General features: G+C 68.0%; 11 protein-coding genes. 7 read left to right on the top strand and 4 right to left on the bottom strand.

The genetic code is table 11. The features are described 5' to 3' along the window. Positions 1-20 precede the first annotated feature (20 nt). Together galE and OGH68_RS00695 are read right to left on the bottom strand one after the other, a co-directional pair. On the bottom strand, positions 21-1,049 hold the full coding sequence (galE, locus tag OGH68_RS00700; RefSeq protein WP_264241286.1) for a UDP-glucose 4-epimerase GalE: 1,029 nt from the start codon (positions 1,047-1,049) through the stop codon (positions 21-23). A 51-nt stretch (positions 1,050-1,100) separates the two neighbouring features. Further along, positions 1,101-2,969, bottom strand: coding sequence for a glycosyltransferase family 2 protein (locus tag OGH68_RS00695; protein ID WP_413470911.1), 1,869 nt, complete (start codon positions 2,967-2,969; stop codon positions 1,101-1,103). Between the two features lie 213 nt (positions 2,970-3,182). Here OGH68_RS00695 and OGH68_RS00690 point away from each other — a divergent pair, with 213 nt between their 5' ends. Then, a complete protein-coding gene (locus OGH68_RS00690; protein ID WP_264241285.1) occupies positions 3,183-3,971 on the top strand; it encodes a TetR/AcrR family transcriptional regulator in 789 nt (262 codons plus the stop codon). Between the two features lie 336 nt (positions 3,972-4,307). Here the strand turns inward: OGH68_RS00690 and OGH68_RS00685 are convergent, their stop codons facing one another. Continuing rightward, on the bottom strand, positions 4,308-6,323 hold the full coding sequence (locus tag OGH68_RS00685; protein ID WP_264241284.1) for a S8 family serine peptidase: 2,016 nt from the start codon (positions 6,321-6,323) through the stop codon (positions 4,308-4,310). Positions 6,324-6,506: 183 nt separating this feature from the next. On the opposite strand from OGH68_RS00685, the gene OGH68_RS00680 reads away from it, so the two are divergent. The 6 genes from OGH68_RS00680 to OGH68_RS00660 all read left to right on the top strand — a co-directional run bounded on the left by OGH68_RS00680 (position 6,507) and on the right by OGH68_RS00660 (position 10,673). Further along, entirely contained in the window at positions 6,507-7,007 is a 501-nt protein-coding gene (locus OGH68_RS00680) for a hypothetical protein (RefSeq protein WP_264241283.1), read from the top strand. Positions 7,008-7,056: 49 nt separating this feature from the next. After that, positions 7,057-7,602, top strand: a complete 546-nt coding sequence (locus OGH68_RS00675) for a hypothetical protein (protein ID WP_264241282.1) — start codon at positions 7,057-7,059, stop codon at positions 7,600-7,602. Between the two features lie 4 nt (positions 7,603-7,606). Next, positions 7,607-8,566, top strand: coding sequence for a peptidase (locus OGH68_RS00670; protein WP_264241281.1), 960 nt, complete (start codon positions 7,607-7,609; stop codon positions 8,564-8,566). 623 nt (positions 8,567-9,189) lie between these two features. Next, on the top strand, positions 9,190-9,450 hold the full coding sequence (locus OGH68_RS36305) for a transposase (RefSeq protein WP_413471076.1): 261 nt from the start codon (positions 9,190-9,192) through the stop codon (positions 9,448-9,450). Positions 9,451-9,577: 127 nt separating this feature from the next. Then, positions 9,578-10,408, top strand: a complete 831-nt coding sequence (locus tag OGH68_RS00665) for an alpha/beta fold hydrolase (RefSeq protein ID WP_264241280.1) — start codon at positions 9,578-9,580, stop codon at positions 10,406-10,408. A 76-nt stretch (positions 10,409-10,484) separates the two neighbouring features. Beyond that, positions 10,485-10,673: a hypothetical protein gene (locus tag OGH68_RS00660; RefSeq protein ID WP_264241279.1), complete on the top strand. Its 189-nt coding sequence runs from the start codon at positions 10,485-10,487 to the stop codon at positions 10,671-10,673. 363 nt (positions 10,674-11,036) lie between these two features. On the opposite strand, the gene OGH68_RS00655 is transcribed toward OGH68_RS00660, so the two are convergent. Next, positions 11,037-11,561: a GNAT family N-acetyltransferase gene (locus OGH68_RS00655; protein WP_264241278.1), complete on the bottom strand. Its 525-nt coding sequence runs from the start codon at positions 11,559-11,561 to the stop codon at positions 11,037-11,039. Positions 11,562-12,030 lie beyond the last annotated feature (469 nt).

Here is a 12,030-nt window from a genome sequence, read left to right as displayed (position 1 = left end):
TTCATGAGGGCGCGGACGGATCAGTCCGCGTAGCCGAGGGGGTTGAGCTGCCGGAACCGCCATGCGTCCCGGCACATCGCGGCGAGATTGCGGGTCGGGCGCCAGCCCCATTCGTGTGCGACGACGCGGGGATCGGCGACGAGTTCGCTCACGTCGCCCGGTCGGCGGTCCTCGACCGTGTACGGGATCTCCTTGCCGCAGGCCTCGCCGAAGGCGGCCAGCAGTTCCAGGACCGAAGTGCCTGATCCGACGCCGAGGTTGAACACCCGCATTCCGGGTGCGTCGTCGAGGTGGTCCAGCGCCACCCGGTGCGCCTCGGCGACGTCCATGACATGGATGTAGTCACGGACCCCGGTTCCGTCCCGGGTGGCGTAGTCGCTGCCGTACACCGTGACGGCCTTCCGCTCGCCGTCGGCGACCTGGGCCAGGCGAGGCATCAGGTTGACGTCGCCGCCACGGGGGGACTCGCCGAGCAGGCCGCTGGGATGTGCGCCCACAGGGTTGAAATAGCGCAGGGACAGCACGCTGAACTCGGGCCGGAGCCGGCACACGTCGGCGAGTATCTGCTCGCATGCCCACTTCGATGCGGCGTAGGGGTTCGTGGGCCGGGCCGGATCGTGCTCGTTCAGCGGCACCTTGTCGGTTTCGCCGTAGATGGAGCAGGACGAAGAGAACACCATCTGGTGGACGCCGTGTTCGTCCATGGCTCGCAGCAGGGCGGTCGTACCGCCGATGTTGGTGTCGTAGTACTCGATCGGTTTCCGCATCGACTCGCCGACGGCCTTCTTCCCGGCGAAGTGCACCACCGCGTCCACGGAATGATGGTCGAAGACGTCGGAGAGTGCGCGTCTGTTGCGCAGATCCAGCCGGTAGACGGCGCTCAGATAGCAGTCGGCGACCTTCTGCACCCTGGAGAACACCTGGGGCGAGCTGTTGGAGTAGTCGTCGACCACCACCAGCGCGTAGCCGTGATCGAGCAGTTCGACACAGGTGTGGCTGCCGATGAAACCCGCTCCACCGGTGATCAGGATGGTTGACGGTGTTGGCACGGGCCTCTCCTTCGTGAGTTCATGAGGTTGGTTGACTGCGGACACCGGGGCTCACCAGCCGAGAACAGCGGCCGCGTAGGCAGGGAAGAACGTGATGGCCAGGATGGAAGGGACAGCGGAGGCGACACCGATGAGCAGCGGTGTCCTCGCTGTGGGGAGGGCGGTGCGGAACGTGGTGCCGGTCGCACGGGATGTCTCCCGCACGTGCATCAAGGGCACGGCCAGGGCGACCGCCCCGTAGGTCACGGCGCCGAGCAGGGACAGGAAGACGTAGCCCACCGCAGGTCGCATCAGCTCTCCGAACAGGGTGACGCCGGCCAGGGACACAGCCAGGACGGCGAACGGAAGCACCAGACGGGTCAGCAGGGGTTCGAAGCCGCTGCGTTGCTTGGGCGTGACCTTGAAGACCACCGGCCGCGGGCGCATCTGCTGGCGCGCCGCCCCCAGGACCCCCCAGACGATGTAAGGCCAGCGGGCGAGGGCGAACAGCCAGATCTCCCAGCTGATGACGGGCGCCGAGGGCGGGCGCAGCAGTCCGCACCGCCGCATGAGGAGCAACGCCAAGAGGACCCAGAGCGGCATGAACCAGAAGTGGAGCAGGAAGTCGAAGTAGTTGACGTTCATCCATGGCAGGCCGGTCAGCACCGCGATCGGCGGCAGTGACATTCCAGCCAGAACGGTCAGTGCGAGCAGCGGGTAGTAGCCCAGCGCATAGGCGAAACGCAGACGACGCAGGACGGGCATACGGCCTATGTGGTGCCAGATGAGACTGAACAGCATCGTGGTGAGGCTGCGAGACCACTGGTATTCCTGGGTGACCATGTCGGCGAAGGTGAGTGGCCCGTCGCCGTGTGCCTCGGCGTCGATTGCGAATGCCCCTTGCCAGCCGGCCGAATTGAGAAGCAGTGTCGTGGAAAAGTCCTCCGCGAGCTCCGGTCCGAGACCCCCGATGTCGCGCAGCGCGGCCGTGCGGACCGCGTAGTGCGAGCCGATGCACATCGGTGCGAGTCCGTTGGTGTGGCCGAGCTGCACGGCTCCGTGCCAGACGGCCTCCCGGTACAACCGGCCCCGCGCTGACCACGACTGGCCGGCGTTGACGTCGCAGACGCTGGGAGCGGCCACGTACCCGATGGCCGGGTCGGCGAACGGCCTCACCATCTCGGCCAGGTAGGTCGGGGCCGGAACATGGTCGCAGTCGAGCTGGGAGACGACGGCGTAGTCGCGGTAGCCCCAGCGGTCGTAGAAGTAGGCGAGGTTGCCTTCCTTGCAGCGGGTACGCCGGGGCCAGGTGGTCCGGTGGTACGCGGCGACGCCCCGGCGGCACGACACACGGACGTCGTGGCGACGGCACCACTGGAGGATCTCCTCGGTGGGGTCCTCGTCGCACAGCCACACGTCGTACGGGTGAGGGAAGACCTGGGCCGTCATGGCCTCGACGGTTCTGCGGACCGTGCACCACTGCTCGGAGGGAGCCCGGGTCACCACGAAGGCGACTTTCAGCGCGGGGACCGCCAGCGAGGGGTTCACCCGCTTCAGCCGGCTGACGGTGATCAGGAAGTAGAAGGGGAGTGCCGTCAGATACAGCAGCAGGACGCTGTTGACGACCAGCCCGGCCCATCCGACCCGGTGCTCCGGCCTCAGCCACCACGTCCAGAACCAGGTGAAGGCCAGCGCCCAGCTGACGGCCAGTCCGATGACGACGGCCTGGTCCCCGCCGGACAGCACGCGCACGAAGGTGTCGGGGCGTACGGACCGAGAGGGCGGGCGCCACCTGAAGATGGGGCCTTCCGCAGTGATCCGTGCGACACGTCCGCCGGACAGCTTCCGGATCTGGGCTTCCAGTGGCGTCACTGTCCCCGAATCGGACATGGAGTCGCCGTCACTGGAATCGCTGGAGATCGCGAGGCGCCTGGAGGTCATGGCAACGCTCCGTAATCGGTCGCGTACCTTATGTGTCGGTTTGGCCGTGTCAGGCCCACAGCCGCGGCTTCTGCCGCAGCGATCGCATGGGAGGCATCTCCGCCTGTATCCCTACGTCGTATATTTACGGCGTATACGTACACTTTCCACTGAAGGTCGCATATGGTCAAGGGGGCAGGCCGAAAGGCTCATCTCGTCGCTGGAGGCGATGGAATGGCCAGGGAGACCGGGCAGGGCGCGGGCCGACGTGCCGGTGATCGAGGCCGCTACGGGCGGCTGAGCCGGGAGCGGGTCCTTGCCACCGCTCTGGAAGTGGTCGATCGCGAAGGGCTCGGGGCGCTGAGCATGCGACGACTGGGCGCCGAGTTGGGCGTCGAGGCCATGGCTCTGTACCGGTACGCGGCCGGCAAGGAGGCTCTGCTAGACGGCCTGGTCGAGGCGCTGTATCTGGAGTTGGAGGATGTCCTGGCCGCTGAGTCCCGCGATGCCCGAACGCCGACTGCGAACGTCTCGCGGTCGTCTCCCGCTTGGCGCGCGGAACTCCACCACGTCGCACGCGAAACCTACTTGGTTGCCCTGAGCCACCCCCACGCCGTGCCGCTGCTGGCGACCCGCATGCTGGCGGTCCCACTCGCACGCCGCCCACCGGCCGTACTCCGGGACCACGAGCGGGTCCTGACCCTGCTGCACCAGGCGGGTCTGGATGACGCCGCCGCGGCAAGAACCCATCGGGCGTACATCGCGTGGCTGCTCGGCTATGTCTTCGTCGAGCTCCGGGCCATGGTGGACGCTCCCGACGAGTCCGATCCGGCGTTCCGACTCGGCCTGCACCGGATGTCGGCGCAGGAACTGCCCCGGCTCCGGGCGGCCACCGCCGACCTCGCCGAGCGTGGTGGAACGGAGGGACTCGCCGCAGGTCTGGACGCACTGCTCGATGGCTGTGTTCCGAACGGCGGCGACTCGTCTGCCGTCGGCGGGCCCATGCCGGAGCCGCCGCACTGATCAGGCTGACGTGTGCTCACCGAGAACTCACCGAGTTCTGCCGGATCATCACCGGCACGGTCGCCCCTCACGTCGCCGCCCATCCCGGAGAGCCAGTGGACCGCCGCCTGGCCCGAGGCATGAGGCGGGCCCTGATCGGCGCTGATCAGGGCCCAGCATGCATTCCGTGAGGACGGACGCGTGCACTGGAAGCAACAACGATGCGGCACGCCGCCCAGTCACGCTCCTCCCGGCCCGCCGCCGTTTGACCTGTGCAGCGGACTTTGCGCCCGCCGACGAGCGACGCATCGTTTGATCCGCCGCCCGTGCACGCCATCAGGAAGGAGCCGTGGAGTATCAGCTGGTGACCTTTCCGGTGGTGACCAAGGCGAAGTCGGCGTCGGTCGCGGGGGTTTCCACGTGTCCGTCCACGTTGATCTGGCTGGCGATGACCTCGATCGTCCAGGTGCCGACGGCCGGGTTCTGGATGAACACGTTCTCGACGGTGTCGATCGTGTTGGCCGAGCCACCCGGGGCTGACCAGTTGCCTGCCGCGAGTCCGTTGTTTCCCCAGTACACGGTGCCGTCCGGGGCGGTGAGCTTCAGGGTCAGGTCGTTGACCCGCGCCTGGGCCGCCGACGGGGAGCCCATCGGATCGGTGTAGACCATCGTCGCCTTCAGCGGCTCACTGCCGTCGGTGGTCAGTGTGTACGTCGCGCTCTGGCCCTGCGTGAGCACGTCCGTCTCGTTGACGAGGATCGGGAGCTGCCAGTTGTTGGCCTCCGCCTGCTGGTACAGGTTGCCGGCGCTGGCCGAACCCCAGCCCTGCTTCATCCGGGCCAGGTCGTGGGACTCGCCTGTGAAGGCGTACTGGTCGGCCGAATTGATCAACAATGCCTTCGCGGTGGCGGCATGTGGCCGGGACGCGAAGACGTCGCGGTCCAGACCGGGGCTGCCCTCGAAGACCCCGTTGGCCCACATCTGGAAGATCAGGCCCGCGTAGCCGCAGGTGATCGGGGTGGCGGCGCTGGTGCCGCTGAACGTGCTGGTGTACGCGGCGTCGCCGCCGGACGCGGTGGTGTGGACCGCGTCGTAGTAGTTCGACAGGTCGGGCTTGATCCGCCCGTCCGCGGCCGGGCCGATGCTCCCGCCGCCGTTCCACGCGTCATCGGCGCGGGAGACGGTGTCGTAGTGGTACGTGCCGCCGACGGACACCACGTTCTTCGCCCACGCCTGTGGCCGGGCAGAGCGGTTACCGGTGTTGCCCTGGGACTGGCAGATGAGGATGTCGTGGTCGAAGACGATGTCGTCCATCGCCGCCGATGTCGAGTTGTAGCTGAATGTCAGCGCGCTGCCCATACTGTTGGACTGGAACACCGCCCGGTAGGGGCCCGCCGGGTCGACGAGCTCCGCGGTGTGCGCCCACCGGTCGGACACCTGGCTGAAGGCGGCGAAGATGGGCTGTGCCTGGGGGAGCAGACCGCGGGCATTGGCGTTGACTCCGGAGGAGAAGATCTGCCCGTACGTCGAGGTGCCGTGGCTCGTGCTGGTGGTGTTGGCGGTGTGCATGATCGGCGGGAAGGCCGCGAACTCCTGGTGCGTGGTGCGCAGCCCGCTGTCCATCACCTCGCCGCGTACGCCTTGGCCGAGGTGGCCCAGGGCGGTCTCGACCGTGTTGGCGCCGCCCGCGACGCGGGCGTTGTCCATGTCCACTTCGCCTGCCGTCCAGACGTCGAGCGCGAGCACCGCGTCCAAGTGCGCCACGGCAAGCGCCTGCGCCGGCTGCAGGGTTGCCTCAACCAGTTGCCGGCTCGCCGATGCGACGTGAACCTTCCCACCGATCGCCTTGATCCGCTCGACCACCGAACGTTGATCGGCGGCGCTGCGTTCCACGAGCGTGATGAGGTATCGGCGGGCGCTCGACGGCACGGCTCCGCCTTCGATCTTGTCGCCGGCGTCGTACCGGCCGACCCATCGCACGAACGGCAGCGCAGCGACCTGTCCTCGGGCCGCCTCGTCCATGCGCACCACGTAGGTGGCGTCGGGAATGTAGGCGCCGATCCGGGCACCGAGGGCAGTCAGCGCGGCGCGGTGGCTGTCGAGCGGGGTGGTCGTGAACTGCACGAGGTACGCGCGGCCGTCCTTTGACCGTAGATGGCCCTGCGGCCGGGAGCGTTCCGCCTCCGGTGTGGTCGGATCGAAGGTGCGGGTACGTAGCCGGATGAGCGTGGGTTCGTGGTCTTCGCTGATGCTGGCGAGCCGGGTTGGTTCCGTGCGGCCTTGGTGCGCCGGCATGGACAGGGCGGGGCTGGCGGCGGCGGCGAGAACCAGGGCGAGAACGGTGTACGTCGCGGTACGCGCGGACTTGCGCATGGGGGCTCCTGGACGAAGATCCGCCGAGGGTGCGGATGAGCGAAACGGTCGAGGAACGCTAACCGGTCGCAGCCAGAAAGAAACCGGCTGAACGGGTGACGATGGATCAAAATCACCCGTAGCGGGATCTATAGTCGCGGCGTGCAAATCCTGTGGATGCTTATGGGTGTCGGGTCGGCGGTCGTGGTGACGGCGCTGCCCGGCGCAGCGGCGCCGGTGACGAGCCACGGCGTGGTACGCGTCGCGCAACCGGTGGGCACGCTGTCGATCACCGTGCCGGCCGCGGTGGATCTCGGCGCGGCCTTCCCTGGTTCATCGATCAGCCGACAGGTCGGTGAAGTCCGGGTTTCCGATACACGGGTCAGCTTGAACGCGGTCTGGACGGCGACGGTGTCGGCGAGCGACTTCACGACGCCGGGTGGTGGCGCCGCCCGGCAGATCTCCAGGAGTCAGTTCTCGTACTGGTCGGGTCAGGCCACCTCAACCACCGGCATCGGCACCCGGGTACCGGGCCAGGCCACGAGTGCGCAGGCGCAGACCCTGAGCGTCCCGCGTACGGCGTTCGCCAAGACGTCCGGCAGCGGGATCAACACCACCGCCTGGCAGCCGACGCTGATCCTCACGGTGCCGGCGGCCGCCGTGGGCGGCACCTACACCGGGACCGTCACCCACTCAGTCGCATGAAACATGCTAGATACCGACATACCGTCAAATAAGGAGCCATGATGGTTCCGTGCGCAAAAGATCACTGATTTCAAGTGCCATCGCCGTCGCCGTGGTCGGCGCGGCACCGTTGCCTGCGGTCGCCCAGCCGTCGGGGGACACGACCGTCACGTTCACCGTGGCCACGGCGAACCTCACGCTCGAGGTGCCCTCCTCGCGCGACCTGGGGTCCGGGTTCCCGGGGCAGACCGTCAGCGGTCAGCTCGGCACCGTCACGGTGCGCGACGAGAGGGCCGCGAACAATGCCACGTGGACAGTGTCGGTGGTCGCGACGCAGTTCGACACCGGAACCGACGATCCGACCGAGGTCATCGTGCCCAACCTGGTGAACTACTGGTCCGGGCCGGCGACCGCCACCACCGGCACCGGCACCTTCGTGCCCGGCCAGCCCACACGTAACGACCGGGTCAGCCTGGAGCAGCCACGCACCGCGTTCTCCAAGACCTCGGGCAGCGGAAACAACAGCGCGAGCTGGAACCCCACCCTCGAGATCAGGATCCCGCAGGATGCCATCGGCGGGCTCTACAGCGGAACGGTGACCCATTCGGTGGCGTGAGCCCGTGGGCGGACTGCTCCTCGCCGTGTTACTGCTCCTCGGAGCAGTCGCGCCTGTGGCTGCGGAGCCGCCGCGGCGGACGTCCGACGACCTGGCCGTCGGCATCCGGCTCGTCGACGCGCCGGTCAGCCGCCGCGACGACGAGCGTGCCCACCGGTACATCGTCGATCACATCAGACCGGGCCAGCAGATCCGCAGGCGGATCGCGGTCACCAACCTGGCGGACACGCGACACCGCGTACAGCTCTACCCCGGGGCCGCAGCGGTCCACAAGGACGGCTTCACCTTCGCGCACGGGCGCGGGGGCAACGAGCTCACCAGGTGGGTGACGCTCGAGCGCAGCGAACTCGTCCTGGAACCCGACGAGACGGCCACAGTGTGGACCGAGATCACCGTCGCGGACGATGCGACCGGCGGCGAACACTACGGCGTCATCTGGGCGCAGATCAGCCCCGATCCCGACCCCTCGAAGCAGGTACGCCAAGCGGCCCGCGCCGGAGTGCGTATCTACCTGTCCGTCGGACCCGGCGGCGAACCGCCCTCCGACTTCCGCATCGACAATCTGACCGGCGCCCGCGCCGCCAATGGCGCACCGATGGTCACGGCCCGAGTGAAGAACACCGGCGGCCGGGCCCTCGACCTCGCGGGCAAACTCACCCTGTCGAACGGGCCAGGCGGCGCGTCCGCAGGCCCGTTCAATGCCAAGGCAGGCACCATCGGCCCGGGCAGATCAACCGTCGCGACCACCCCACTCGACCCAGGGCTCCCGGCCGGTAAGTGGACCGCACGACTGACCCTCACCAGCGGACTCGTCACCCGCGAGAACGCCGGCAGCATCACCATCCGCACGCCACAACGCGACGAGAACCCCCAGCTGGCCGTACTCACGCTCGGCGGCCTCGCCTCAGTTGCCGCCGCGCTGCTCGCCGCCTACGCATACCGCCGCCGCAACCACTCGCGCTGACCGGGCCGCACCGCGTGCCCGGAGCGGCTCAGGACGTTCACCTCGGCACGCCGCATTCGCTTCGGCCATACCTTTCCAGAGGCGGCATACCCACTCAACGACGGTCGGGGATCGGAAACACGTACTTGAGCTTGACTCTGTCGGGGATCTTGAGATTCTCCGATGCGGGGGCTTGATGCGGCATGCTCTGGACGGTCCGAGGTTCAGGCACGATGTGAGGTGCTCCATGTCCGTTCGTCCCCGTCCCGGTGAGCAGGTTCCGTCGCTGACGGCGCAGCTCGCGCAGGCGAGCAATCCGGGCGGGACGACGGTGATGTGGGTGCGGGACCGGCTCGACGGGCTGCGGCGGGACGGAAAACTTCCAGGCCTGGTACACGCGCGATGGCGGGCCCGGGTTACCGCCTTACCAGCTGGCCACCGTCAGCCTGCGGCAGTTCCTGCACAATCTGTTCGGACCGGCAGACCGCCGAGGCCGTGCGCTGCCGCATCGACTCCATTCATGTCCTGGCAGCCGTGCGTGATCTGACCGGCGTGGAGCTGGTGACCGAAGCCGTGCGCGCGGCCCTGGAGGAGCTCGCCCGCACCGTCCCCGCAGGAACTCGTGGGGTGGTCACCGGCGTCGGATCTACGCGGTCAGATCCGGCATAGAGGGCACCATCAACGAGCTTGCGCACGGACACGAGATGCGGCGACGCCGCTACCGCGGCCTGGACAAGACCCACGTCCAGCACGTACTCACCGCCATCGCGGTGAACATCGAGCGGCTCTCCGAACGGCCGACGCCTGGAGAACCGCTCCGTGCTCCACTGCCGACCGCGTTCCAGGCCTACCTGGACCAGCCTGGCCTACCCCGGCCACGATCCCGGCGATACGTCGGCGGATGAAACCGACCTTCAAGATCCCCGACAGAGTCAAACTCAGACCTGGCACATGTGGCGGCCTGCCCCGTTCGGCCATACGGTCGAAAAGGAGGGTTCCGCTAGGGACCCAAGTCGTAGGAAGGCGAGCGCGATGGGCAGCGTCACCACTCAGGACGGCACCGAGATCTTTTACAAGGACTGGGGTCCGCGCGACGGCCAGGCGATCGTCTTTCACCATGGTTGGCCGCTCAGTGCCGATGACTGGGACAACCAGATGCTGTTCTTCCTCGCGCACGGTTATCGGGTGATCGCCCACGACCGTCGTGGCCACGGGCGTTCCTCTCAAACCGCGACCGGCCATGAGATGGACACCTACGCCGCCGATGTGGCAGCACTGACGGACGCGCTCGATCTGCGAGGGGCCTTCCACATCGGGCACTCGACCGGCGGCGGTGAGGTCGCGCGCTATGTCGCGCGCGCCAAGCCAGGACGGGTCGGAAAGGCGGTGCTCGTCGGCGCGGTGCCGCCGATCATGGTCAGGTCGGACACCAATCCGGGCGGGCTGCCGATCGAGGTCTTCGACGGACTGCGTTCCGCCCTCGCCGCCAATCGCTCGCAGTTCTACATCGACCTGCCGACGGGTCCGTTCTACGGATTCAACCGGCCCGGCGCGAAAGTGTCGCAGGGGTTGATCGACAACTGGTGGCGACAGGGAATGATGGGCGCGGCCAACGCCCACTACGAGTGCATCAAGGCGTTCTCCGAGACCGACTTCAATGAGGACCTCACGCTGATCGACGTTCCGGTCCTCGTCGCCCACGGCACCGACGACCAGATCGTGCCGTACGCGGACGCGGGGCCGCTGACGGCCGAGATCGTGAAGGACAGCACCCTGAAGACGTATGAAGGGCTGCCGCACGGCATGCTGTCCACCCATCCGGAAGTCCTCAATCCCGACATCCTGGCGTTCTTGAAGGCATAGAGCCCATGAGAGCCGGGTCGCGTAGCGACCTGCGGAGCCCCGGCGTACCGGCGGCGCGGTGTGCGAGGATCCCCGCGTGGACCCGCTGACGCCGGAAGACCCGGCCCGCATCGGCCCGTTCCGCCTTCTCTGCCGGCTCGGCAGCGGCACCACGCCCGTGATCGACTCCGCCACGGCGGCGGACCCGCCGTGGGTGGCGGTCGCGGACGTACCCGAGCCCGCGCTGAAGACCGTCGTGGACGAGGAGGAACCGCTGCCGCCGTAGTCGGCGTGCACCCTCGCCGCCGGGCTCGGACAGGCCCTGGAACACATCCACGCCGCCGGGTCGTTCACCGCGATCCGAAACCGTCCAACATCCTGCTGGCCGTGGAAGGCCCGCGGATCATCGACTTCATGGCATCGCGCGCGCCGTGAACACCGTCACCGACAGGGCCTAACCAGCACGGGCCCGGTCGTCGGCTCGCCCGGCTTCATGCCGCCGAACAGGTGCGCGGCGAGAAGGACACCGCCGCCTCCGGCATCTGCAACGAGCGGGGGTCCCAACTCACCGATCCGAACCTGGACCGATTACCCGGCCAGAGCCGCATGATCAGCAAACACCGACGCTGTCCTCGAGCCGCCTATGCGCTCACTCCTGCCCGGTGGGCTGCACGGCCCGACGGCGCGTCAGCACGCGAGTGGTGCTGCCGTCATCCTCGGCTATGTCCCGGGCGTGCTCGAATCCGATCCTGCTCAGCACGGCCAGCGAGGCGCTGTTGGAGGCCGCCACGGTGGCGTACACCTCCGCGAGCCCCAGAGCGTCGAAGCCGTAGGAGACGAGCGCTTCGGCCAGTTCTCTCCCCAGGCCCGATCCCCACACATCAGGGACCAGCGCGTAGATGATCTCGTGGCCTTGGGCTACGTCGGTCGGCTTGATCTCAGCGTGTCCGATCATGACACCATTCCGACGAACGGCCCAGACGTCGAACAGATCCTGGGCATAGACCTTCGTGAAGATCCGTCCGAATAGGGCACGGTCCTCCGCCTCGGTAGCAGGGCCGTCGCCCATCCATTGCGAAACCCTCCGGTCCTGGAACAGGGTGACGAAGTCTTCCTGGTCTTCGGGGGCGTACGGTTCCAGCAGCAGGCGCTCAGTGCGCAGAGTCGGGGTCATAGCCGGCGAAGCTACCCACGCGCCGCTCTCCCGGCAAACCACTTTTCACCAGCGGAAACTCGGCGCATTCGTGGCGGTCGCCGGACACGAGCCGACTGACGGCGACGACGAGCTGAACGGGCGCAATTGATCAGGCTCGCGCAGATCCCCGACGCCTTGGGGAGCAGCCCGGCGGCTCCCCGTCCCGTAGCGGTGCTCGTCGATCTGGTGAGGACGCCGTCCTCCGGTGGCCAGGTCAAGTGCTGGGAGCACTTCGCTCGGCAGCTGCCGCGGCCGGTCCGGTCGAGCTGGGTGTTGACCTGATGGCCTTCTTGGCTGGTGAAACCCTGTCGCCCGCGGTCAGGTTCGTCTCGCTACGTCCTGAGCGTACCGGTGCCCGTGTTGTCGCTGCTCGTGGGCTGCGGTCCGCTCGATGCCACCGGGGGTGAGGTGCTGCGGACGAGCTCCGGTCCCGGCCTGTTCGGACTCC

Origin of the sequence: Streptomyces peucetius (assembly GCF_025854275.1) — a bacterium.
In the GTDB taxonomy this organism is placed as follows: domain Bacteria; phylum Actinomycetota; class Actinomycetes; order Streptomycetales; family Streptomycetaceae; genus Streptomyces; species Streptomyces peucetius_A.
Note: the sequence above shows the minus strand (reverse complement) of the source record. Positions and strands in the feature narration are given on the sequence as shown.